Source organism: Blastococcus sp. SYSU DS0616, assembly GCF_054051015.1.
Genome location: NZ_JBJHAJ010000020.1, coordinates 34,944 through 57,113 on the forward strand (window position 1 = coordinate 34,944; position 22,170 = coordinate 57,113).

General features: G+C 73.8%; 23 protein-coding genes and 1 tRNA gene. 18 read left to right on the forward strand and 6 right to left on the reverse strand.

From position 1 onward, the window contains the following. Window positions 1-21 precede the first annotated feature (21 nt). The gene (locus tag ACI79K_RS14940) at window positions 22-1,026 is read right to left on the reverse strand and encodes a LacI family DNA-binding transcriptional regulator (protein WP_456590772.1); all 1,005 of its coding nucleotides are present in this window, start codon (window positions 1,024-1,026) and stop codon (window positions 22-24) included. 305 nt (window positions 1,027-1,331) lie between these two features. On the opposite strand from ACI79K_RS14940, the gene ACI79K_RS14945 reads away from it, so the two are divergent. The 8 genes from ACI79K_RS14945 (at window position 1,332) to ACI79K_RS14980 (ending at window position 8,421) form a co-directional block, all read left to right on the forward strand. Next, window positions 1,332-2,642 (forward strand): ABC transporter substrate-binding protein, encoded by a 1,311-nt coding sequence (locus tag ACI79K_RS14945; protein WP_456590773.1) that lies wholly within the window; start codon window positions 1,332-1,334, stop codon window positions 2,640-2,642. 67 nt (window positions 2,643-2,709) lie between these two features. Beyond that, window positions 2,710-3,588 carry a carbohydrate ABC transporter permease gene (locus tag ACI79K_RS14950; protein ID WP_456590774.1) on the forward strand — a complete coding sequence of 293 codons (879 nt, stop codon included), beginning with the start codon at window positions 2,710-2,712 and terminating at the stop codon, window positions 3,586-3,588. Then, window positions 3,585-4,556 (forward strand): carbohydrate ABC transporter permease, encoded by a 972-nt coding sequence (locus ACI79K_RS14955; protein WP_456600070.1) that lies wholly within the window; start codon window positions 3,585-3,587, stop codon window positions 4,554-4,556. The genes ACI79K_RS14950 and ACI79K_RS14955 overlap by 4 nt, the downstream gene beginning before the upstream one ends. Before the next feature lie 28 nt (window positions 4,557-4,584). Continuing rightward, complete coding sequence (locus ACI79K_RS14960; protein ID WP_456590776.1) at window positions 4,585-5,661, forward strand: ABC transporter ATP-binding protein; 1,077 nt, start codon at window positions 4,585-4,587, stop codon at window positions 5,659-5,661. 131 nt (window positions 5,662-5,792) lie between these two features. Further along, a complete protein-coding gene (gene aroH, locus ACI79K_RS14965) occupies window positions 5,793-6,155 on the forward strand; it encodes a chorismate mutase (protein ID WP_456595690.1) in 363 nt (120 codons plus the stop codon). Between the two features lie 40 nt (window positions 6,156-6,195). Continuing rightward, window positions 6,196-6,918, forward strand: coding sequence for a (d)CMP kinase (gene cmk / locus ACI79K_RS14970; RefSeq protein ID WP_456590778.1), 723 nt, complete (start codon window positions 6,196-6,198; stop codon window positions 6,916-6,918). Continuing rightward, entirely contained in the window at window positions 6,915-8,261 is a 1,347-nt protein-coding gene (der, locus tag ACI79K_RS14975) for a ribosome biogenesis GTPase Der (protein ID WP_456600071.1), read from the forward strand. The genes cmk and der overlap by 4 nt, the downstream gene beginning before the upstream one ends. Before the next feature lie 86 nt (window positions 8,262-8,347). Next, window positions 8,348-8,421: transfer RNA gene (locus tag ACI79K_RS14980), tRNA-Pro, on the forward strand. A 129-nt stretch (window positions 8,422-8,550) separates the two neighbouring features. Here ACI79K_RS14980 and ACI79K_RS14985 read toward each other — a convergent pair. Beyond that, window positions 8,551-9,633, reverse strand: a complete 1,083-nt coding sequence (locus ACI79K_RS14985) for a flavin-containing monooxygenase (RefSeq protein WP_456600072.1) — start codon at window positions 9,631-9,633, stop codon at window positions 8,551-8,553. A 66-nt stretch (window positions 9,634-9,699) separates the two neighbouring features. On the opposite strand from ACI79K_RS14985, the gene ACI79K_RS14990 reads away from it, so the two are divergent. Then, window positions 9,700-10,329 (forward strand): TetR/AcrR family transcriptional regulator, encoded by a 630-nt coding sequence (locus tag ACI79K_RS14990; RefSeq protein ID WP_456595687.1) that lies wholly within the window; start codon window positions 9,700-9,702, stop codon window positions 10,327-10,329. Window positions 10,330-10,395: 66 nt separating this feature from the next. Here the strand turns inward: ACI79K_RS14990 and ACI79K_RS14995 are convergent, their stop codons facing one another. The 4 genes from ACI79K_RS14995 to ACI79K_RS15010 form a co-directional block, all read right to left on the reverse strand. Beyond that, on the reverse strand, window positions 10,396-10,662 hold the full coding sequence (locus tag ACI79K_RS14995) for a DUF1905 domain-containing protein (RefSeq protein ID WP_456600073.1): 267 nt from the start codon (window positions 10,660-10,662) through the stop codon (window positions 10,396-10,398). Between the two features lie 40 nt (window positions 10,663-10,702). Continuing rightward, a complete protein-coding gene (locus tag ACI79K_RS15000; RefSeq protein ID WP_456600074.1) occupies window positions 10,703-11,086 on the reverse strand; it encodes a VOC family protein in 384 nt (127 codons plus the stop codon). 355 nt (window positions 11,087-11,441) lie between these two features. Continuing rightward, the gene (locus tag ACI79K_RS15005) at window positions 11,442-13,970 is read right to left on the reverse strand and encodes an HAD-IC family P-type ATPase (RefSeq protein ID WP_456600075.1); all 2,529 of its coding nucleotides are present in this window, start codon (window positions 13,968-13,970) and stop codon (window positions 11,442-11,444) included. A 252-nt stretch (window positions 13,971-14,222) separates the two neighbouring features. Further along, window positions 14,223-14,423, reverse strand: coding sequence for a hypothetical protein (locus ACI79K_RS15010; protein ID WP_456590823.1), 201 nt, complete (start codon window positions 14,421-14,423; stop codon window positions 14,223-14,225). 56 nt (window positions 14,424-14,479) lie between these two features. On the opposite strand from ACI79K_RS15010, the gene ACI79K_RS15015 reads away from it, so the two are divergent. From ACI79K_RS15015 to ftsR, 9 genes are all read left to right on the forward strand, one after another. Then, window positions 14,480-15,001: a DUF2243 domain-containing protein gene (locus ACI79K_RS15015; protein WP_456600076.1), complete on the forward strand. Its 522-nt coding sequence runs from the start codon at window positions 14,480-14,482 to the stop codon at window positions 14,999-15,001. Between the two features lie 148 nt (window positions 15,002-15,149). Continuing rightward, window positions 15,150-17,231 (forward strand): elongation factor G-like protein EF-G2, encoded by a 2,082-nt coding sequence (locus tag ACI79K_RS15020; protein ID WP_456600077.1) that lies wholly within the window; start codon window positions 15,150-15,152, stop codon window positions 17,229-17,231. 181 nt (window positions 17,232-17,412) lie between these two features. After that, window positions 17,413-18,081, forward strand: coding sequence for a CDP-alcohol phosphatidyltransferase family protein (locus tag ACI79K_RS15025; RefSeq protein ID WP_456600078.1), 669 nt, complete (start codon window positions 17,413-17,415; stop codon window positions 18,079-18,081). Further along, complete coding sequence (locus tag ACI79K_RS15030; RefSeq protein WP_456590827.1) at window positions 18,078-18,977, forward strand: DUF881 domain-containing protein; 900 nt, start codon at window positions 18,078-18,080, stop codon at window positions 18,975-18,977. Before ACI79K_RS15025 ends, ACI79K_RS15030 begins: the two co-directional genes overlap by 4 nt. A 4-nt stretch (window positions 18,978-18,981) precedes the next feature. Beyond that, window positions 18,982-19,314: a small basic family protein gene (locus tag ACI79K_RS15035; RefSeq protein WP_041775731.1), complete on the forward strand. Its 333-nt coding sequence runs from the start codon at window positions 18,982-18,984 to the stop codon at window positions 19,312-19,314. Then, window positions 19,311-20,087, forward strand: a complete 777-nt coding sequence (locus ACI79K_RS15040; protein ID WP_456600079.1) for a DUF881 domain-containing protein — start codon at window positions 19,311-19,313, stop codon at window positions 20,085-20,087. The genes ACI79K_RS15035 and ACI79K_RS15040 overlap by 4 nt, the downstream gene beginning before the upstream one ends. A gap of 89 nt (window positions 20,088-20,176) precedes the next feature. Further along, the gene (gene gcvH, locus ACI79K_RS15045) at window positions 20,177-20,581 is read left to right on the forward strand and encodes a glycine cleavage system protein GcvH (RefSeq protein WP_456590829.1); all 405 of its coding nucleotides are present in this window, start codon (window positions 20,177-20,179) and stop codon (window positions 20,579-20,581) included. Between the two features lie 259 nt (window positions 20,582-20,840). After that, the gene (odhI, locus tag ACI79K_RS15050; protein WP_456590830.1) at window positions 20,841-21,356 is read left to right on the forward strand and encodes an oxoglutarate dehydrogenase inhibitor Odhl; all 516 of its coding nucleotides are present in this window, start codon (window positions 20,841-20,843) and stop codon (window positions 21,354-21,356) included. A 76-nt stretch (window positions 21,357-21,432) separates the two neighbouring features. Continuing rightward, complete coding sequence (gene ftsR / locus ACI79K_RS15055) at window positions 21,433-22,167, forward strand: transcriptional regulator FtsR (protein ID WP_456590831.1); 735 nt, start codon at window positions 21,433-21,435, stop codon at window positions 22,165-22,167. Window positions 22,168-22,170: the final 3 nt, after the last annotated feature.

Below are 22,170 nucleotides of genomic sequence, written 5' to 3' on the forward strand. Positions count from 1 at the left end.
CTCCAGGGGTGCGGTGAGTGGTCAGCGCGGGCGCGCTGCGGTGGAGGCGCGGGGGACCAGGTGGGTGGCCAGCTCCATGCGCTGGGTGTCCAGCTGCCCCCCGGTGATGAGGTCGTGCAGCATGCGGCCGGCCATCCGGCCCATGTCGGCCAGCGGCTGGCGCACGGTCGTCAGCGGGGGCGAGGACCAGCGCGCCATGGGCAGGTCGTCGAAGCCGACGACCGAGAGGTCGGCCGGCACCGAGAGGCCGGCCTGGCGGGCGGCTTCCAGGACGCCGAAGGCCTGCTCGTCGCTGCCGGCGAAGATCGCCGTCGGCGGGTCGGGCAGCTCGAGCAGCAGACGGGCCTGCTCGTAGCCGCCCTCGTGGTGGAAGTTGCCGTGCCGCACCAGGTCCGGGTCGACGCCGATGCCGGCGCGCTCCAGCGCCGCCCGGTAGCCGTCGATGCGGGCGCGGCTGCACAGGAACGCCTCCGGCCCACCGATCACCGCGATCCGCCGGTGGCCGAGCTCCACCAGGTGCTCGGTGGCGGCCAGCCCGCCGGCCCAGTTGGTCGCGCCGACGCTGGGCACGTCCTGGCCCGGCATGTCGACCGGGTCGATGACGACGACGGGCAGGTGCGAGCCGCCCAGCCGCCGCTGGTCGGCGGCGGTGAGCCGGGAGGTGACGACGAGCGCGCCCTGCCGCCCCCCGTTGATCAGGGCCTGCACCCAGTCGGCGCCGGGGTCGCGGGCGAGGGTGCCCACCACCACGTCCAGCCCGCTCTCGGTGATCCCGCGCAGGATCTCCACCGCCCAGGGGCTGTCCAGCGCGGTGAACACGACGTCCACCAGCGGGCGGGCCGGGCTCGCGGACCTGCGGGCCACGGGGACGTAGTTGTGCTCCTCGAGCAGGGCGAGGACGTGCGCCCGGGTGGCGGGGGAGACGTCCTGGCGGCCGTTCACCACCTTGGAGACCGTGGGCAGCGAGACGCCCGCCGCGGCCGCGATGCTGGCCAGCGTCGGCCGGCCGAGCTGAGGTGTCGCCACTGCCGTCCTCCTGAGGGTGAGCGCCGGGGGCCGAACCCGCCGGACCTGCGCCGGCGGTACCCGCCCAGTGGTGCGCATCACTGTGACAGGAGCGGCGATGGTATCGAAAGTTTCGGAGCGGCGGTAGCCCGCGCGGGTGGCTCGGACGCTAGCCCGTCGTCCTCCGCGGCGCCACCGGGGCTGCTGGCGAGCGTTCATAACGCCGCGGTGACGGCCCCGTTGACACCCTTCGTGACGCGGCTTACATTCTCGCAACTGCTCGAAACTTTCGGTTTTCAACGACGAAACAGGAAGGTGGCGGTGGGATGTCCCTCCGGCGTCTGACCCGCGTGGCCACTCAGGCCGGCGCTCTGGTCCTGGCAGGCACGCTGGTCGCGGCCTGCGGCTCCTCCGGTCCCGGTGGAGGGGGTGGCGAGGGCGGCACCGGCCAGGTGTGGGCCCTCGAGGACGCGGCCCTCAACCCGATCGAGGAAGCGTCGATCGAACGCTTCAACGAGAACTCCGACGCCGGCGAGCTGGAGCTCGCCACGTTCGGCAACGACCCCTACAAGCAGCGGCTGCGGGTCGCCCTCGGCTCGCCCAACGCCCCGGACCTCTTCTTCAACTGGGGCGGCGGCAACCTGAAGGAGTACGTCGACGCCGGCCAGGTCGAGGACCTCACCGGGCTGCTGGACGACGACCCCGAGCTGCGGGACGCCTTCCTGCCCAGCGTGCTCGCCGGTGCCGAGCTCGACGGGAAGAACTACGGCCTGCCGATGCGCGGCATGCAGCCGGTGATGCTCTTCTACAACAACGCCGTGCTCGAGTCCGCCGGTGTCCAGGTGCCCCAGACCTGGGACGAGCTGCTCGCCGCCGTGGACACGCTCAAGGCCGCGGGCGTCACGCCCATCGCCCTGGCCGGAACCCAGGCGTGGACCGAGCTCATGTGGATCGAGTACATCCTCGACCGCGTCGGCGGCCCGGAGGTCTTCCAGGCCATCCGGGACGGCGAGGAGGGCGCCTGGGAGCACCCGGCCGTCCTCGAATCGCTCACGATGCTGCGCGAGCTCATCGACCGCGGCGCCTTCGGCGAGGACTTCGCCTCGGTCGGCTACGACGTGGGTGGCGCGTCCACGATCCTGGCCCAGGGCGACGCCGGCTTCCACCTCATGGGCTCGTGGGAGTACACCAACCAGCTCAACGACAGCCCCGAGTTCGTCGAGGCCGGTGACCTGGGGTGGGCCACCTTCCCGGCGATCGAGGGCGGTGCCGGTGACCCGTCGAACCTGGTGGGCAACGTGTCGAACTTCTACTCGCTGACCAGCTCCTCGGAGCACAAGGAGGCCGCCCGCGAGTACCTGCGGACGGAGCTCACCTCGGACGAGTACATCACCGACCTCATCGAGGCCGGTGACGTGCCGCCGGTGCAGGGCATCCGCGACCAGCTGGCGGAGACCGAGAACGGCGACTACGCGACGTTCATCTACGACGCGACGGCCGAGGCGGACAACTTCCAGCTGTCCTGGGACCAGGACCTGCCGGCCGACGAGGCCACCGAGATGCTGACCCAGCTGGAGCAGTTCTTCCTCGGCAACCAGACGCCGCAGGGCTTCGTCGACGCGATGTCGGGCGTCTGACCCGGCCTCGGCCCGGCACCGCACCATGCACGACACGGCACAGCGCACCAGGACAGGGGCACCACGGATGGCGATCACCCGGCAGGACCGGCCCTCGGGCTGGTACCTCGCACCGGCGGTCACGTTCTTCGGGGCGTTCGCCGTGCTGCCCATGGTCCTGGTCGTCTACCTCAGCTTCACGTCCTGGAACGGCTTCGGGTTCCCCGAGCTCTCCGGGACGCAGAACTGGACGCGCCTGGTCGAGGACGGCCGGGCGTGGGCCTCGCTGCGGCTGACGCTGCTGTTCATGGTGCTGACCTGGGTCGTCCAGACCCCGATCGCGATGCTGATCGGGGTCTGGGCGGCCGGGCGCCAGCGCAACCGGGCCGTCCTGAGCTCGATCTTCTTCCTGCCGCTGCTGCTGTCCACGGCGGCGATCGCCCTGCTGTGGGCCGCGGTCCTGGACCCGAACTTCGGCGTCACCCAGGGGCTGCCGCTGCTGGACCGGTTCAACTTCCTGGGCGACACCGACCTCGTCGTCTACACCGTGGTCTGGGTGATCAGCTGGCAGTACATCCCGTTCCACACGCTGCTGTACCAAGCCGCCGCCCGCCAGGTGCCGCAGAGCCTCTACGAGGCCGCCACCCTCGACGGCGCGGGTCGCTACCGGCAGTTCTTCACCATCACCCTGCCGCTGCTGAAGTACACCGTCGTCACCTCGACGGTCCTCATGCTCGTCGGCTCGGTGACCACGTTCGACACCATCCTGATCCTCACCGGCGGCGGGCCCGGGACGGCGACGCGCATCCTGCCGCTGCACATGTACATCACCGGGTTCAGCGGGTTCGAGTTCGGCTACGCCAGCGCCATCGCGGTGCTGCTGCTGGTCCTGGGCGCGGGCCTGTCGCTCGCCGTCACCACGGCGACCGGCTTCCGCAAGATGCAGAGCCAGCAGGAGGGCATGTGAGCGACCGGGCGCCGCTGGGCGGCGACGACATGACGGGCGGCCGCTCGGGTGCGGTGGGCGTGCGGACAGCGGAGGCGCCGCCCTCGCCGATCGCACCGGTGCCGGAGGTGCCCGAGCGCCAGCGGCGGCGGATCCGGAACCGGCGGCGGGCCCACGGCCGCCCCAACGTCCTCGCCGGGCTGCTCGCGACCGTCTGGCTGGCGCTCGTCGCCGTCCCGCTCTACTTCCTGGTCGCCGCCAGCTTCCGGACCCGGTCGGACTACCTGTCGGACAACCCGCTGGCCCTGCCACCGGCCCCGACGCTGGAGAACTACCAGACCGTCCTCTCCGGAGACTTCCCGACGTACCTGCTGAACACGGTGATCGTCACGGTGGCCACCATCGCCATCGTCGTCGGGCTCACGCTCCCGGCCGGCTACGCCGTGGCCCGCAACGCCGGGCGCGTGGTGCAGCGGGGTTTCTCGCTCATGCTCGTCGGGCTGGCGATCCCCGCGCAGGCCGCGATCATCCCCGTGTACCTGATGATCACCCAGCTGCGTCTGTACGACACCCTGCTCGCGGTCATCCTGCCGACGGCGGCCTTCGCGATGCCGGTGGCCCTGCTGGTGATGACCAACAGCCTGCGCGACATCCCCAAGGAGCTGTACGAGGCGCAGACCCTCGACGGCGCCGGGCCGTTCCAGGCGCTGCGCCACCTCGTCCTCCCGCTGGCCAAGCCGGCGATCACCACGGTGGCCGTGTTCACCTCGCTCACCGCGTGGAACGGCTTCCTCTTCCCTCTCGTCCTCACCCAGTCGGTGAGCACGCGGGTGCTGACCCTGGGCCTGTGGGACTACCAGGGCCAGTTCGGCACCAACGTCCCCGCTCTCCTGGCAGCGGTGACGCTGTCGGTCGTCCCCATCTTCGTCCTGTACCTGGTCGGCCGCCGCTACCTGCTGAGCGGCCTGACCGCCGGCGCGGGCAAGTAGCCCGGCCGCCGCTCGCGAGAGGAAACCCATGGCCTCGGTCACCTACGAGCACACCAGCTGCGTCTACGGCGGCGCCGAACGACCCGCGGTGGACGGCCTGGAGCTGCAGATCGAGGACGGCGAGTTCCTGGTCCTGGTCGGCCCGTCGGGCTGCGGCAAGTCGACGTCGCTGCGGATGCTCGCCGGTCTCGAGGACGTCACCGACGGCCGGATCCTCATCGGCGACCGCGACGTCACCGACGTGCCGCCCAAGGACCGCGACATCGCGATGGTGTTCCAGAACTACGCGCTGTACCCGCACATGACGGTCGCGGACAACATGGGCTTCGCGCTCAAGATGGCGGGCCAGGGGAAGGCCGAGATCGCCGAACGGGTGCGGGAGGCGGCGAAGCTGCTGGACCTGGAGCCGTACCTCGACCGCCGGCCCAAGGCGCTGTCGGGCGGGCAGCGGCAGCGGGTGGCGATGGGGCGGGCGATCGTCCGGCAGCCGCAGGTGTTCCTCATGGACGAGCCGCTGTCCAATCTCGACGCGAAGCTGCGCGTGCAGACCCGCACCCAGATCGCCGCTCTGCAGCGGCGGCTGGGCATCACCACCGTCTACGTCACCCACGACCAGACCGAGGCGATGACGATGGGCGACCGGGTGGCGGTGCTCAAGGACGGGCTGCTCATGCAGGTGGGCCGGCCGCGCGACCTCTACGACCGGCCGGCCAACGTCTTCGTGGCCGGGTTCATCGGCTCGCCCGCGATGAACCTGTTCACGCTGCCGGTGGTCGACGGTGGTGTGTCCTTCGGCGACGAGGTGCACCCGGTGGGCCGGGAGGTGCTCGGCGGGACATCGGACGCGGTGGTGACCCTGGGGGTCCGGCCGGAGGACCTGGAGGTGGCCCGGTCCGGGCTCGCGGTCGAGGTCGACGTCGTCGAGGAGCTCGGCGCCGACGCCTACGTCTACGGCCGGACGACCGCCGGGGACGAGGAGCAGCTGCTCTGCGCCCGCGTCGACGGGCGCACCCCGCCGCGGAAGGGCGAGCTGCTGCACGTGCGCCCCCGCCCCGGCCACGTGCACCTGTTCGACAGGAGCACCGGCGCCCGGCTGGGCGGCTGAGACCCCCGGCCCGGCGGCCCGGACGCGGGTCGTCGGGCCGGGCCCGCCGCGCGCGGGGGAGAAGGGGTGGCGGGCGCTCCCTAGACTCGTGGGGTCCCCGGGAGGCGGGGGAACGCGAGCGAGGAGAGTGCATGGCCGTCCGAGCCATCCGGGGCGCGACCCAGGTCGAGGCCGACGACCGGGAGCAGGTGCTCGAGGCGACCCGCGAGCTGGTGGCCGCCGTCCTCGACCGCAACGAGCTCGAGCACGACGACGTGATCAGCATCCTGTTCACCGCCACCCCCGACCTCGTCTCGGAGTTCCCGGCGCTGGCTGCCCGCGAGCTCGGCATGGGGGGCGTGCCGCTCATGTGCGCCACCGAGATCGCCGTGCCCCACGCCCTGCCACGCGTGCTCCGTCTCATGGCGCACGTCGAGACGCCGAAGCCGCGGGCGGAGATCCAGCACGTCTACCTGCGCGGCGCCGTGGCGCTGCGGCGGGACATCGCGCAGTGAGCGGGCCCGGCGACCGCGACCCCATGCACGAGCAGGCCCCATGACCGAGCAGGAGCACATGACCACCCCCCAGACCCCCTTCCGCGGGTCGGTGACCCTCGACGGCCCGTCGGGGACCGGCAAGTCCAGCGTCGCCCGTGGCGTCGCCGCCCGGCTGGGCGCTGCCTACCTCGACACCGGCGCGATGTACCGCGCGGCCACCGTCGCCGTGCTCGACGCCGGGATCGATCCCGACGACGCCGAGGCCGTGGCCCGCACCGTCGCCGAGGCGCGGATCGTCGTCGGCACCGAGGCCGGGACGGAGCGGGTCGAGGTCGGCGGTGCCGACGTCGCCGCGCGCATCCGCGGCGCCGAGGTGACCCGGACGGTGTCGGCGGTCTCCGCCGTGCCCGCCGTCCGCCGGCAGCTGGTCGACCAGCAGCGGGCCCTGGTGGCCGGGGCCGACGCCGTGGTGGTCGAGGGCCGCGACATCGGCACCGTCGTCCTGCCCGACGCCACGCTGAAGATCTACCTGACGGCCGCACCCGAGGTGCGCGCGCAGCGGCGCGCGGGGCAGCTGGGCGTCACCGACCCGGCGGAGATCGCGGCGCTCGCCGCCGACCTGCGCCGCCGGGACGAGTACGACAGCAGCCGGGCCGACAGCCCGCTGCGCCCGGCGGCCGACGCCGTCGTCGTCGACAGCAGCGAGCTCTCCCAGGCCCAGGTCGTCGACCGCATCGTGGCGCTGGCCGAGTCCGCTGTCGCCGTGGGGCAGCGGTCGTGACCGAGCAGCAGGGCGCGCCGCTCCCGGTGGTGGCCATCGTCGGCCGGCCCAACGTGGGCAAGTCGACGCTGGTCAACCGGGTTCTGGGCCGGCGCGCCGCCGTCGTGCAGGACACCCCGGGCGTGACCCGGGACCGCATCGCCTACGAGGCGCTGTGGAACGGCAAGCGGTTCACCGTGGTGGACACCGGTGGCTGGGACCCGAAGGCCGCCGGCCTGGGGGCCTCGATCACCCGGCAGGCCGAGTACGCCATGAAGACCGCCGACGTCATCGTCCTCGTGGTCGACAGCCAGGTGGGCGCCACCGAGACCGACCTGGCGGCCGCCCGCGTGCTCCGGCGCAGCGACCGCCCGGTGATCCTGGTGGCGAACAAGGTCGACGACGAGCGCAGCGAGGCCAACGCCGCCGAGCTGTGGAGCCTGGGCGTGGGGGAGCCGCAGGCGGTCAGCGCGCTGCACGGCCGGGCCAGCGGCGACCTGCTCGACCTGATCCTCGACGCACTGCCCGAGGCGCCGCGCGAGCAGGACGAGGAGGGCGGGCCGCGCCGCGTGGCGCTGGTCGGCCGGCCCAACGTCGGCAAGTCCAGCCTGATCAACCGACTGGCCAAGGAGGAGCGCTCGGTCGTCGACTCCGTCGCCGGGACCACGGTCGACCCGGTCGACTCGATCGTCACGCTCGGTGGCGAGGAGTGGCGGTTCGTCGACACCGCGGGGCTGCGCCGGAAGGTCAACACCGCCAGCGGCATGGAGTACTACGCCAGCCTCCGCACCGAGGCGGCGATCCAGGCGGCCGAGGTCGCCGTCGTGCTGCTCGCCGCCGACGAGGTGATCAGCGAGCAGGACCAGCGGGTGATCAGCCAGGTCGTCGAGGCCGGCCGGGCGCTGGTCATCGCGATCAACAAGTGGGACACCCTCGACGAGGACCGGCACTACCAGCTGGAGCGCGAGATCGAGCGCGAGCTCGCCCGGGTCAAGTGGGCCACGCGGGTCAACATCTCCGCCGCCACCGGCCGCGGCGTCAGCAAGCTCGCCGACCACCTGCGGGCCGCCCTGGCCTCCTGGGAGACCCGGGTGCCCACGGCCGAGCTCAACACCTTCGTGCGGGCGCTGGTGCAGGAGACCCCGCCGCCGGCGCGCGGCGGCCGGGCGCCCAAGATCAAGTACGTCACGCAGGCCGACATCCGGCCCCCGCGGTTCGTCGTCTTCTCCACCGGCTTCCTGGAGGCCGGCTACCGCCGGTTCCTGGAGCGGAAGCTGCGTGAGCAGTTCGGCTTCCACGGCACACCCATCGAGATCTCGGTGAAGGTCCGCGAGGGCCGGGACAAGGACGGCAAGCGCGGCTGACCACCGTCACGGGCCTCGGTGGCCGTGCGGTAACCTTCTCGGGCGGTTGTTCGCGGCCCGGGAAGTCCCGGGAGGCGGGCGGCACGCGGGCTGTAGCGCAGCTTGGTAGCGCACTTGACTGGGGGTCAAGGGGTCGCAGGTTCAAATCCTGTCAGCCCGACAGTATGACGTCGCAGGTCAGGGGCGGGCCGACCACGAGGTCGGCCCGCCTCTGCCGTGCTCCGGGTCGACCAGTACAGCAACGAGCTGCGTACTGCCTCCGGCGACGCACTCACCGTCCGACGATCGATCAGCGGGGCAGAGCGCGCTGGTCGGGCCTGTCTCGTGCGAGCAGATGGTCGGCGACGTGGCGGGCATCGGCACCGACACCCCCGAGTAGGTGGGAGGTGATCGAGCGCTGGTAGGGCAGCCCGACCGCGTACAGGCCGGGGCAGTCGTCGACGACCCCGCCGCGGTGACGCAGCCGGCCGTCCGAGTGGAGGACGTCGAGGTGCAGCCATCTGTAGTCGGGGCGCAAGCCGGTGGCCCAGACGACAGCGGTGACGGCGAGGGTGCGACCGTTGGCGAGCAGTGGCATCCCGTCACAGGTGCCGGTGACCCGAGGGTGTCGCTGCACGCCCGCGGTCGCCAGCTGCTCGGGGCGGACGCGGCCGAGGGGATCGCCGTGCCCACCCAGTCCGCGTCGGGCGAGGACGGCGCCGAGGCGGCCGAGGCGCTGCAGCACCTGGAAGGTCCACGGCCCCAGGTGCGGGATGTGCCCGACGTCGCGTCCGGCCAGATGTACGGTGCGCTGCTCCGTGGGGTCGGTCGCCACATCGAGGGCGATCTCGGCCCCGGAATTGCCCGCTCCCACCACCAGGACCGCACCGGCCGGCAGCTGAGCGGGACGGCGGTAGTGCGCCGCGTGGACCTGGACCAACCCCGGGTCCAGGTGAGCGGCGAAGGTCGGGACGAACGGTCTGTGGTGTGCGCCGGTAGCGATGACGACGTCGCCGGCCCGCCAGCGCCCACGGTCGGTGGAGACCACGAACTCCGCACCTGCGCGATGCACGGCCTGCACTCGGGTGCCCAGCCGCACCGGTAGCTCGAAGTGCTCGGCGTAGCGGGCCAGGTAGTCAGCCACGGCATCCTTGGTCGGATGGTCCGAGCGCCGGCCGGGAAAGGGCAGGCCCGGCAGCGAGTCGAAGCCGACCGGGGTGAACAGGCGCAGCGAGTCCCACCGCTCCCGCCAACTGTCGCCCACGGCGTCGGCGGCGTCGAGGAGGACGACGTCGTGGCCACGGCGGGTCAGGTGGAAACCGACGGCCAGGCCGGCCTGGCCCGCGCCGACGACCACGGTCTGGACGACACGGTCGTCCGCCGTCGCAGCCATGTCCGCTCCCCCCGGTCAACCAGTTGTCGACGCCAGGGTATACATGCCTACGTCTACAGTGGTGGGGTGAACGCCGTGGCCAGCACGCCTCCGGGGCGCAGACTTCCGCGCGCCGAGCGGCGAGAGCAGATCCTCGCGGCGGCCACGAGCGCGTTCGGTGCCGCCGGTTTCGAGGACACCACCCTGGACGGCGTGGCCGCCGCGGCAGGAATCAGCCGGGCCATCCTCTACCGGCACTTCGAGTCCAAGGCCCACCTCTACCGGGCGGTGCTGGAACGCGCGCGGGCACGGCTGCATGCGGCCGTGGGCGACCCGCCCTACACCGAGCGGATCATCGACGACCTGCTCACCGCCGCGGCCGGCGATCCCGACGGGTTCCGGCTGCTGTTCCACCACGCGGCGCGGGAGCCGGCCTTCCGCGCCGAGGTCGACGTGTTCACCGCCGAGATGACCGCCACGGCACACGACCACCTCGCCCCCTCCATCCCCGATCCGGGGTGGGCCCGGTGGGCTGCACGGCTGGCCCCGACGGTCACGATCGCCGCCGTGTTGACCTGGCTGGACGCCGGCCAACCGGAGCCGGCCGGGGCCGCCGCTCGACTGCGCCAGGCGGTCCAGGGCATCAGCTCCGCCGCGGGTGCCCCCGGCCGATCGGGCGATGAGCTCCGCGGGCGGGTGGGGTCTGCACCACCATGACCACGATGATCGCCACCCGCAGGCTCGACACGCCTGAGGCATCGCTCGCCTACGACAGTCGCTCGGTCAGGTGGACCTCGACGTCGTCTCCGTCGTCCTTGCCGATGGCCGTGCGGATCGGCGCAGCCACGGGAGCTTGTGGGTGCCGTCTCCCAGGGCCATGAAGGCTCCGGTGAACGGGTGCCCGTCGACGGTGCCGGCAACCTTCACCAGGCCACGGGTCCCGAAGATCCGTGCTGACTCCGGCAGCTGGACACAGGTCCAGGTGTCTGACGGTCGGACCTTGCCCAGCCGGGCCGTGAACGTGATGTCCAGGGGGCGGGGATCTGCCATGTGAGTACTCCTTCGCGCTGCTGTGCGGGGGCTGTCGGGCCTATCGGAGCTGGCTCTGGTCGGAGTCCTCCAGGTAGACCAGCCCGTTGCCGTCGGGGTCGGTGAAGGAGAACATCGCCGGGACCCCTTCCATCCGCACCAGCTCCTCGTTGTGCAGGGTCGCGCCGGCCTCGCGGACCCTGTCGTGGGCCCGTTGAGCATCGGAGGTGCCCAATCGGATCGCGATCGGGATCGTGCTGTCGGGGGGGAGGAGCACCAGGGCGACACTCGAGCCCGGCGGGGCGACCTCGATCATCCGCGCGCCCGGCCACACCTCCACGTCGGTGCGGAGTTCGCAGCCCAGCACTTCGGTGTAGAACCTCAGCGCGGCGTCCTGGTCAGCCACCGGAACGGAGACACTCAACACTCTCGTCGTCATCGTCATACCGCCTCAGACGGCGCCTCGACCGGAAACTCATCGCCCGGGCGGTTGTCCCGCAGGAAAGACCTCTGACGGGAACAGGGAGTGCGCCGTGCGGCGGCCGTCCGGTATCTGCCGTCCGGTGGCCGTTCTCGTCGGGGGGCGGACCGGGACGCCTCCCGCCGGATGGCCGTGCTCGTGGCGGTGACCGCAGCGGCGTCCGGCACGGCCCGGTGCGCGGTGGTCATGGGGAGCACCCAGGGCCTCGGTGATTCGGTCGATGCGCGCCGGTCGCCGGGCCGGAGGTGAGGTGCTGACCGCATCCCCGGCACCCTCCGCCCGCACCCCGGTCAGGGCGGCCGCCCCGGGCGTCGTCGGATCAGAGCGCAGCCGCGCCGGGGCGTGTCAGCCCCAGGGCGCGCTCGAGCACCCGGAACCGGTAGGCCGCGCTCAGCACGAGGAACCACAGCACCAGGGCCGGCAGCACGGTGAAGAACACCGGGTCGGCGGCGCCCGTGAGGCCGAAGTAGTCGCTGACCGCGGGGACGAACAGACCGCCGGTGAACACCGCGGCGAGCCCGGCGACGAGGATCGCCGGGCGCTTGTCGCCGTCCGGCCGCGTCCAGGCGGCGAACCACCGGTTCGGTGGCTTGAGGAAGAGGATGAGCAGGAACGCGGCGAACGAGACGAAGGTGGAGAGCGCGGTCTGGGCCCCGATCGTGGCCGCCGCCTCGGCGAACCCCACGTCGTCGGAGGAGAGCCCGGTGTAGCGCTCGAACGCGGCGAGCACCTCCGCGGGTGTGCCGGTGCGGCCGAGCCCCTCGAACAGGAAGGTGTAGTGGTAGGCGTAGAGCGCGACGCCGCCGGCGGCCGTCACCACCGCTGCCGGGACGACGAACCGCCCGAGGTTCGGGAGCAGGTCCGGGTCCGGCGCCGTCGGTCGCGCCCATGCGGTGAGGAAGAGCGTCGGGACGCCGACGGTGAGCAGCGTCAGCCCGACGTTCGCCGGTGAGTAGGGAAACCCCAGGCCGAGCATCGTCACAGCGAGGATCACCAGGCCCTGCGTGGCGACCCGGGACAGGAAGACCTGCATCGAGGTCCCGATGCCGTCGATGATCCGCCGCCCCTCGTGCTGGGCGGGCAGCAGCGCCCCCAGGGAGTCCTCGGTCAGCACGATGTCGGCGACGTCCCGGGCGACGGCGCTGCCGCTCCCCATCGCCACGCCCACGTGCGCCCGCTTGAGAGCCCGGGCGTCGTTCACCCCGTCGCCGATCATGGCGACGTAGCGTCCCTGCCGGCGCAGTGCGTCGACCAGCCGCTCCTTCTGCTCGGGCGCGATGCGGCCGAACACCGTCGCCCGGACGGCCAGCCGGTCCAGCTCCGCGTCCGTCATCCCGTCGAGCTCGGCACCGGTCACCGGCACCCCGGCGTCCAGCCCGGCCTGCCGCGCCAGGGCCGCGACCGTCCGCGCGTCGTCGCCCGACACCACCTTGAGGTCGATCCCGCCGCCGGCGAACCGGGCGATCGTCTCCGGGACGTCCGGGCGCAGCTCGTCGGCGAGGGACACGAGGGCGACCGGCTCGAGGGCGGGCAGGCGGGGGCGCCCCGCGTCGTCCCGGAGCGGCGCGTGCGCGGCGGCGCGGGCGACGACCAGGACCCGGAGCCCCTGGTCGGTCCGCGCGCCGACCGCCTCGGTGAGCGGCGGCCCGGAGAGGTGGGGGGCCAGGCGGTCCGGCGCGCCGAGGACGTGCACGCCGTCGTCGGCGCGCACGGCGCTCCACCGCAGCGACGACGAGAAGGGGATCTCCTCGTGCACCGTCCACGCCCGGCCGGGCAGGGAGTCGGCGAGCGCGGTGGTGGTCAGGTTGGGCGCCGCCGTGCTGCGTGCCAGGGAGCCGACCAGCTCCCCGGCCGCCGCGGTGTCGAGGATGCCGACCGGGTGCACCTCCGCGAGGGCCAGCCGGCCGGTCGTCAGGGTGCCGGTCTTGTCGGTGCAGACGACGTCGACGTGGCTGACCGACTCGACGGCGTTGGTCTGCTGCACGAGAGCGCCCCGCCCGCTGCTCCGGGCCGCGCCGACGGTGTAGGCGACGGCCACGAGGAAGAACAGCCCGTAGGGGACCAGGCCGGAGAGCACCGCGGTGGTCTGCACCACCCGGACCAGGGAGAGGCCTTCCAGCGCGGCCTGGAACAGGATGGTGGCGCTCATCAGGGCGACCAGCAGCATCACCAGCCGGACCACGAACTCGATGCGCAGCTGCAGGGGTGTCCGGTCGGTGGTGGACCGGCGGGCGTCGGCGGTCAGCCGGCCGGCGTAGCTGGCGGCGCCCACGTCACGCGCGAGCTGGTACCCCTCGCCGCCGACGCAGAAGCTGCCCGACAGCAGGTCGTCCCCGGGCCCCTTCTGCAGCGGCTCGGACTCCCCGGTCAGCAGGGACTCGTCGACGTCCACCCGGCCACCGTCGAGGACCGGCCCGTCGACGACGAGCTGGTCGCCGGGGCGGACGTGGACGACGTCGCCGCGGACGACCTCCTCCGGCGGCGCCTCGACGTGCGTGCCGTCGCGCACGACCGTCACCAGACTGCGGTGCAGCAGCTGGAGCCGGTCGAGCTTCCGCCTGGCCCGGATCTCCTGCACGGCGCTGATCGTCGCGTTGACCAGGCCGAGACCGACGCTGGTGAAGGCGTCGCTGTACCGGCCGAGGGCGAGCAGTGCCGCGCCGATGACGAACAGGATCACGTTGAAGAACGAGAAGACGTTCGTGCGGAGGATCTGCGCGTAGCCGCGGGACGACGCGCGGACGCTGACGTTGGCCTCGCCGCGCCGTCGCCGGGCCTCGGCCTCCCGCTGGCCCAGTCCCACCGCCGCGTTCCCGCCCACCGCGGAACCCGACTCCTGCACGTCCATCCGGTTTCCTCCGACCCGGGCCCGACCGGGTGAGCGGGGCCACCCCGGAGTCTGCCGGGCGCGGCCGGCGGCCGCCCGCGCACACGCGGACCACCCAGCAGACGCACAGGCGGCGCCGCCCCGGCCGGCCGCGGGGTCCGGCGCCGCCGACGCGGCAGGCGTGCCGCACCGCAGGGCGACCGTTATGCCCAACAGAACCACGATCCGGACAGACGCCGACGAACCGCGCGGCAACGCCGGGGAGGAGCGGCGTCAGGTCCCCGTGATGCGGCGGCACTCGGGGCAGGGGTCGGCCGAGCCCAGGCCCCGGGGTCCGTCCCACTTCCCCTGGATGACGCCGACCGATGCGCCGCAGACCGCGGCCCAGGGCGCCGGCAGGTCGGCGGTGCTGCGGAGGACGGCGTGCGCCCGCCCGGTGTGCTGGTCGCGGCCGGCGGCGTGGTCGCTGCTCATGCCGACCAGCATGCGTCCCGCGCGTGCGCCCGTGGCCACGGGGTAGCGCAGCGGCCATGGCCACCGCACGCGACACCACCGGCCGGCGCTCCCGGCGGATGCCCGACCGGGCGACCGGGCTGCTGTACGGGCTGGGCTTCGGCGGCTTCGTCGACGGGATCGTGCTGCACCAGATCCTGCAGTGGCACCACATGGTGAGCGCCGTGGAGGAGCCGACGACGCTCGCCGCCCTGGAGGTGAACACGCTGGCCGACGGCCTCTTCCACGCCGCGACCTGGGTGCTCGCCTTCGCCGGCACGATCACCGCCCTCGTCGCCTGGCGGCGCGACCGGCTGGCGCCGAGCTGGAGCTTCCACTTCGGCCTCGTGCTCGTCGGGTGGGGGATCTTCAACCTCGTCGAGGGGCTGATCAACCACCAGCTCCTCGGCATCCACCACGTCCGCGACGACCTCGGTGGCCCGTTGGGCTGGGACCTGGCGTTCCTGGCGTCGGGAGTGCTGCTGATCGGGGGCGGGTGGCTGCTGCACCGTCGCGGTGTGCGCCGCCTCGCCGCGCGCGCCGGCGTCCGGGAGACCTGAGGGGGCCGGCCCCCGGCCGGGGGTCTTGTCCGCCACCCACCTCCCAGGGCAGGCTGTGACGCACGACACACCAGCACCAGGAGGCACCGTGGCAGCCCGCGCAGCACATCCCGTTCCCGCACGCGGCTCCGACGGCTGAGGTCGGTCCATGGGCAAGGACATCCCCCCGGCTCCCGCTCCCCGCCCGCCCGCGCTGGTGCGCAACGTGGCCCTCGTCGGCCGGGCCGGCGCCGGCAAGACGACGCTGGCGGAGGCGCTGCTCGCGGCCACCGGGGCCGTCCCGCGCGCCGGGCGGGTGGAGGAGGGGACCACCTGCCTGGACACCGAGGAGGTGGAGATCCGCCAGCAGCGGTCGGTCTCCCTGGGCGTGGCCGCCGTCGAGCACGACGGCCACCGGATCACCCTCCTCGACACCCCGGGTTCCCCCGACTTCGTCGGCGAGCTGCGAGCGGGGCTGCGGGCGGCCGACTCGGCGCTCTTCGTGGTCTCCGCCGTGAGCGGGGTGGACGCCGGCACCGTCCAGCTGTGGGAGGAGTGCGCCGCGGTGGGCCTGCCACGCGCCGTGGTGCTCACCCAGATCGACCGGCCGCGTGCCGACGTCGCCGAGGCCGTGCGTCTCTGCCAGCTCATGCTGGGGGAGGGGGTGTACCCGGTGCACCTGGTCGACCGCGGGCCGGACGGCGCCGCGCGCGGCCTGGTCTCGCTCCTGGAGCCGCATCTCGACGCCGCCCGCACCGGCGACCAGGACGCCGACCGCCTCCGCGCCGAGCTGATCGAGGGGATCATCGGCGAGAGCGAGGACGAGACCCTCATGGAGCGCTACCTCGCCGGCGACGAGCTCGCCGTCCCCGACCTGTTGGCCGACCTGGAGACGGCCGTCGCCCGCGGGCACTTCCACCCCGTCCTCTGCGCCGCCCCGCTCACCGGGGTCGGCATCGACGAACTGCTCGAGCTCGTCGTGGCCGCCCTCCCCTCGCCGACCGAGCACGGGTGCCCGCCGGTCACCCGGCCCGACGGGTCACCCGCGCCGCCGCTGCAGTGCGACCCCGACGGCCCGCTCGTCGCCGAGGTGGTCCGCACGACCACCGACCCCTACGTCGGCCGGATCTCGCTGGTCCGCGTCTTCTCCGGCACCCTGCGACCGGACGTCGCCGTGCACGTCTCCGGCCACGGGCTCGCGGAGCGGGGGCATCCCGACCACGACGCCGACGAGCGGATCGGCGTCCTCTCCGCACCGCTGGGCTCCGCGTTGCGGCCGGTCGCGGCGTGCCCCGCCGGCGACGTCTGCGCGGTCGGCCGGCTGGCGACGGCCGAGACCGGCGACACGTTGAGCTCGCCGGAGGAACCCCGGCTGGTCCCCCCGTGGGAACTGCCGGTGCCGCAGCTGCCGGTGGCGGTGGAGGCTGCTTCCCGCGGTGACGAGGACCGGCTGGCCACGGCCCTGGCCCGGCTCGTCGCGGAGGACCCCACCGTCCGGCTGGAGCGGCGTCCCGACACCGGGCAGCTCCTGCTCTGGTGCGTGGGGGACGCGCACGCCGAGGTGCTGCTGGAGCGGCTGCGCAGCCGCCACGGCGTCGCCGTCACCCCGGCCCCGGTGCGGGTCCCCCTGGTGGAGACGCTCCGCGGCCCGGCGCGGGTGACCGGCCGGCACGTCAAGCAGTCCGGCGGGCACGGCCAGTACGCCGTCGTCGTCGTCGAGGGGGAGCCGGGGGAGCCGGGCTCCGGGATCGTCTTCGAGCAGCGCATCGTCGGTGGCACCGTGCCCGTCCAGTTCCACGCCAGCGTCGAGAAGGGCATCCGCGCGCAGGCCGCGCGCGGGGTGACCGGTGACCGGCCGCTCGTCGACGTCCGGCTGACCCTCGTCGACGGCAAGGCCCACTCGGTGGACTCCTCCGACGCCGCCTTCCAGGCCGCCGGCGCCCTGGCCCTGCGGGAGCTGGCGAACGCGGCCGGCACCCGGATCCTGGAGCCCTGGTGCGAGATCCGCGTCCGGGTTCCGGCCGAGTTCGTGGGCGCGGTGATGAGCGACCTGTCGTCCCGCCGGGCGCGGGTGACGGGTACCGAGGCCGACCCGGGCCGGGACCGGGCCACCGTGCACGCCGAGGTGCCGGAGGCCGAGCTGCTGGGCTACCCCGGCGTGCTGCGATCGGTCACGCACGGCACCGGCGCCTTCGACCGCCGCCCACTCGGGTACGAGCCGGCTCCCGCGGCGGTCGCCGTGCCGGCCTGAGCGACGCCGTCCCGGCGAGTGGGCGGGCCCGCCGTGGCCCGTCCGGAGGCCCGCCGCGAGCCTGCGAGCGACGAGGGGGCCGGTGGCTCCCGGCAGGGACCCGCCGCGAGCAGGCGAGTGGTGGGGGGCAAGGGGTCCTTCTACTAGCCTCGGGCACGGTCGTGCTGGCACTGGAGGGAACGTGACGTCGTCGAACGGGCCGTCGGCTGCCGTACCCGTACCCCCGTCCCGGACGACGCCGGCCGCGCTGCCCGACCGCCAGGCCCTTCCGGACCGCGTCTGGACGCTCCCGAACGCGCTGTCGGTGCTGCGGCTGCTCGGCGTGCCGTTGTTCCTGTGGCTCCTGCTGGGCCCGGAGGAGGACGGCTGGGCCCTCGTGGTCCTCATGGTCTCCGGTTTCACCGACTGGCTCGACGGCAAGCTCGCCCGCTGGCTGGACCAGGGCAGCCGCCTGGGTGCCCTGCTGGACCCGGCCGCGGACCGGCTCTACATCGTCTCCACCCTGGTCGCGCTGGCGCTGCGCGAGGTCGTGCCCGTGTGGCTGGTGGCGCTGCTGCTGGGCCGGGAGCTCGTCCTCGGCCTCATGCTGCTGCTCCTGCGGGCGCACGGTTACCCGCCGCTGCAGGTGCACTACCTGGGCAAGGCGGCCACGCTCCTGCTGCTCTACGCCTTCCCGGTGCTGCTGCTCGCCGACGGGAACGGTCCGCTGGCCACCGTCGCCGCGCCGTTCGCCTGGGCGCTCACCATCTGGGGCACGGCGCTCTACCTGCTGGCCGGCATCTTCTACGTCGTCCAGGTCGTGGGGTTGCTCGCCGCGGACCGGGCGGCGGCCTCCCGGAACTCGCCGTGACCGGCACGCGCCCGGCCGGTGGCGTCCGCTCGCTGGGGGCCTCCCTGCTCGACGACGTCCTCGCCGAGACCCTCGACCCTGCCTACGCCGACGCGGCCGCGCGCAAGGCCGGGGGAGAGGCACCCCGGCGAGGCCGGGGGCGGGTCCTGGTCGCGCTCACGATGGCCGCCGCGGGCCTGCTGGCCGCGGTCACCTACGACCAGGCCGCCGCCAAGGCGCAGGGACGGCAGGAGATCCGCGAGGCGCTGGTCAGCGACATCCAGGACGAGTCGGCCCTCAGCGACGACCTGACCGCGCGGCTCGAGGAGCTGCGCGCCGAGGTCAGCCGGACCAGCGACGAGCTGCTCGCCGCCACGGCGGTGGGGCAGCGCGCGCTGGACGCCCTCGCGCGGGCCGAGCAGGGCACCGCCGCCGTCGCCGTCGCCGGGCCGGGGCTGCTCGTCACGCTGGCCAACGCCGAGGCCGAGGCCGACGACGACCCGCTCGCCGGGAGCGCCGCGGATGCCCGGAACGTGCAGGTGGCCGACGGCGACCTGCAGCTCGTGGTGAACGCGCTCTGGGCCGCCGGCGCCGAGGCGATCAGCATCAACGGCCAGCGCCTCGGCCCCACCAGCGCCATCCGGTTCGCCGGCGAGGCGGTGCTCGTCGACTTCCGCCCGGTCACCAACCCCTACCGGGTCAGCGCCATCGGCGACCCCGACGCGCTGGCCAACGCCTTCCTCGCCAACCCCGAGGTGCGTGCGCTGGCCTCGTTCTCCGCGTCCGCGGGGTTGCGGTTCGAGTTCGCCAAGGAGGACGAGCTGTCCCTGCCGGCCGCCAACCCGCCGGAGCTGCGCTTCGCCGAGCCCGTCACCCCCCGCCGGGTCCCCGGCACCGAGCCCAGCCCCGGAGGCTGACGACGTGATCCCGATCCTCGGTCTCGCCGCAGGCGTCCTGCTCGGCCTCCTCTTCGACCCGACCGTCCCGCTGTGGCTGCAGCCCTACCTGCCGATCGCCGTCGTGGCCGCCCTCGACGCCGTGTTCGGCGGCTTCCGGGCCCGGCTCGACGGCATCTTCGACGCCAAGGTGTTCGTGATCTCGTTCGTCTCCAACGTGGTGGTGGCCGCGCTCATCGTCTTCCTGGGCGACCAGCTGGGGGTGGGCGCGCAGCTGTCCACGGCGGTCGTCGTGGTGCTCGGCATCCGCATCTTCGGCAACGCGGCCGCCATCCGGCGGCACGTCTTCCGCGCGTGACGGCGGACCGGCCACCCGCCCCACCGGGAGCTGCCGCGGGACCGGGCGGGCCCGACGCCGCCGGCGCGCCTCCCGACCCGGCCGCGCGGCGGCGCCCCGATCGCCTGGCGGCGGCGCTCATCGGCGTGCTGACCCTCCTGCTCGGGTTCGCGCTCGCGGTCCAGGTGCGCAACGCCGACGAGGCGCAGATGCTGGCCGGCGCGCGCGAGGAGGACCTCGTGCGCATCCTCGACGAGCTCAACAGCCGGGAGGAGCGGTTGCGGGCCCAGCTGACGGAGCAGCGGGCGGCGCTGCGCGAGCTCAACGGCTCGGGCAGCCAGACCGGGGCCGCGTTGCAGGAGGCCCGCCGCCGCGCCGAGGCCCTCGGCATCCTGGGCGGCACGCTGCCGGCGCAGGGGCCTGGCATCGCCCTCTCCGTCAGCGACCCCGCTGGGGCCGTCCGGGTGTCCGACCTCCTCGACGTGATCCAGGAACTGCGCGGGGCCGGCGCGGAGACGATGCAGGTCGACGACGTCCGCATCGGGCTGTCCAGCGCCGTCACCGGGACGACCGGCGACCTCCGTGTCGACGGGACGTCGTTGCGCTCGCCGTACGAGTTCGTGGTCCTGGGGGATCCCCAGAGCATGGCGACGGCCATGAACATCCCCGGCGGAGTGGTGCAGCGGATCGAGCGGCGTGGCGGCTGGGTGGAGATCGCCCAGTCGCCCTTGCTCGTCGTGGACGCGTTGCGGCCGTTGGACCGCCCTCAATACGCTTCGCCCGAGACCGACTAAGGACCTCGGTGCCCCCACCTCTCGCTCCGCCCGAGGTGGGCCCCTGCACCGAGGCCGTTCCATCACCTCACCGGGAGACGATCGCCCGCATGGCCACGCCCGACGACCGCCGCTACACCGACCAGCACGAGTGGGCGCTGGTGCAGGGGACCGACGGCACGTCCACCGTCGTCCGGGTCGGCATCACCGACCACGCCCAGGACGCCCTGGGGGACATCGTCTTCGTGCAGCTGCCCGAGGTGGGGGCCGAGGTGGCCCCCGGCGCCCCGATCGGCGAGGTGGAGTCCACCAAGTCGGTCTCCGACGTCTACGCGCCGGTGGCGGGCGTCGTGGCGGCGGTCAACGACCGCCTCACCGATGCCCCGGAGACCATCAACGCGGACCCGTACGGCGCGGGCTGGCTGGTCGACATCGCCGTGCCGGGGGAGGGCGGCGACCCGATCGGGCAGCTGCTCGACGCCGACGCCTACCAGGCCGTGGTCGACGGCTCGTGACCGGCCCGCCGGGAGGCTGACTCCCGGCATCGATCACTATGATCGCGTGGGGCTGGGAACAGCGGGGCACCTGCGGTGAACCCGCCCCCCGGCCCTGCACCTCCGGTTGACCCTCGGGCCGACCGGCTGGTTCCATGACCCACGGTCCGCCGCCCCCGCGGCGGCCGACCCACGGCGGGCCGCCCGGCCCACCGTCCGCCGGCCGCCCGCGGCCAGTTCCAGGTCCGCGGCGGGCCCCTCGCACCGGAGGAGACGCAACGTGCACTGCACTCGATGTGGCCACGAGAACCCCGAGGGCAGTCGCTTCTGCGCGCAGTGCGGTGCGGCGCTGGCCCCCGAGCGCGTCGGCGAGGCCACCAGCGTGATCCCGAAGGTCGGCGGTGAGGAGTCCGGCGAGCAGCCCGAGGTCACCGAGGCTGCGGACGCGCACGCGGGCGCCGTGGAGTCGCTGCCGGCCGGTTCGGCCCTGCTGGTGGTCAAGCGCGGCCCCAACGCCGGGAGCCGGTTCCTGCTCGACCAGGACGTCACCACGGCCGGTCGGCACCCCGACAGCGACATCTTCCTCGACGACGTCACCGTCAGCCGCCGGCACGTCGAGTTCCACCGCGAGGGCGGGGGCTTCTCGGTGCACGACGTCGGCAGCCTCAACGGCACCTACGTCAACCGCGAGCCCGTCGACGTCGCCACCCTGGCCGGTGGCGACGAGGTGCAGATCGGCAAGTTCCGCCTGGTGTACCTGACCGGCCCGCGCACGGGCGAGCCGGCCGCTCGCTAGTGCGCCGACCGGCGATCTTCCGCATGTGGGGACCGCGGACCGGGACACCGACAGGGCGTCCCGGGGAGAGAGGGGCGTGACCGCCGTGCCCGAGCGCGAACGTGCGCTCGGGGACGCCGGCGACCAGCACGCGCCGCGCCTGACCATCGGCGAGGTGCTGGCAGTGCTGCGCGACGACTTCCCCGACGTGACGATCAGCAAGATCCGCTACCTGGAGTCCGAGGACCTGGTCCACCCGCAGCGCACGCCGTCGGGGTACCGCAAGTTCTCCCGGGCGGACGTGAGCCGGCTGCGGTACGTGCTCACCGCGCAGCGCGACCACTACCTGCCGCTGCGGGTGATCAAGGACCACCTGGACGCGCTGGACCGCGGTGAGCCGCTGCCCGGCACCGGTGGCGCGTCGGCGCCGCTGCCCCCCGCCTCCACCGAGGAGGGGGCCGCGGCCCCGTTGACCGCCGAGCAGTTCGCCCGGGCCGCGGGGCTGGAGCCCGAGCAGCTCGCCGACTGCGTGCAGTTCGGGTTGCTCAGCACCGACGCCGACGGCCGGCACCCTGCCGCGGACCTCCCCATCGCCCGGGCGGCGGCGGGGCTGGCCCGGCACGGCATCGAGCCGCGGCACCTGCGGGTCTACCGCAGCGCCGTGGAGCGCGAGGCCGGCCTCGTCGAGCAGCTCGTCGCCCCCGTCCTGCGGGCGCGGTCGGAGGAGGCCCGGACACGGGCCACCGAGAAGCTGCAGGAGCTGGCCGCGCTCTCCGCGCAGTTGCACACGGCCCTGCTCGAGACGCGGCTGCGCGACCTCCTGCGCCCCTGAGGG

Excerpts from the sequence above, each read along its gene's own strand:
- ACI79K_RS14945 (WP_456590773.1), top strand. The coding sequence starts at position 1,332 with ATGTCCCTCCGGCGTCTGACCCGCGTGGCCACTCAGGCCGGCGCTCTG.
- ACI79K_RS14950 (WP_456590774.1), top strand. The coding sequence starts at position 2,710 with ATGGCGATCACCCGGCAGGACCGGCCCTCGGGCTGGTACCTCGCACCG.
- ACI79K_RS14960 (WP_456590776.1), top strand. The coding sequence starts at position 4,585 with ATGGCCTCGGTCACCTACGAGCACACCAGCTGCGTCTACGGCGGCGCC.
- aroH (WP_456595690.1), top strand. The coding sequence starts at position 5,793 with ATGGCCGTCCGAGCCATCCGGGGCGCGACCCAGGTCGAGGCCGACGAC.
- cmk (WP_456590778.1), top strand. The coding sequence starts at position 6,196 with ATGACCGAGCAGGAGCACATGACCACCCCCCAGACCCCCTTCCGCGGG.
- ACI79K_RS14985 (WP_456600072.1), bottom strand. The coding sequence starts at position 9,633 with ATGGCTGCGACGGCGGACGACCGTGTCGTCCAGACCGTGGTCGTCGGC.
- ACI79K_RS14995 (WP_456600073.1), bottom strand. The coding sequence starts at position 10,662 with ATGGCAGATCCCCGCCCCCTGGACATCACGTTCACGGCCCGGCTGGGC.
- ACI79K_RS15000 (WP_456600074.1), bottom strand. The coding sequence starts at position 11,086 with ATGACGATGACGACGAGAGTGTTGAGTGTCTCCGTTCCGGTGGCTGAC.
- ACI79K_RS15005 (WP_456600075.1), bottom strand. The coding sequence starts at position 13,970 with ATGGACGTGCAGGAGTCGGGTTCCGCGGTGGGCGGGAACGCGGCGGTG.
- ACI79K_RS15010 (WP_456590823.1), bottom strand. The coding sequence starts at position 14,423 with ATGAGCAGCGACCACGCCGCCGGCCGCGACCAGCACACCGGGCGGGCG.
- ACI79K_RS15015 (WP_456600076.1), top strand. The coding sequence starts at position 14,480 with ATGGCCACCGCACGCGACACCACCGGCCGGCGCTCCCGGCGGATGCCC.
- ACI79K_RS15020 (WP_456600077.1), top strand. The coding sequence starts at position 15,150 with ATGGGCAAGGACATCCCCCCGGCTCCCGCTCCCCGCCCGCCCGCGCTG.
- gcvH (WP_456590829.1), top strand. The coding sequence starts at position 20,177 with ATGGCCACGCCCGACGACCGCCGCTACACCGACCAGCACGAGTGGGCG.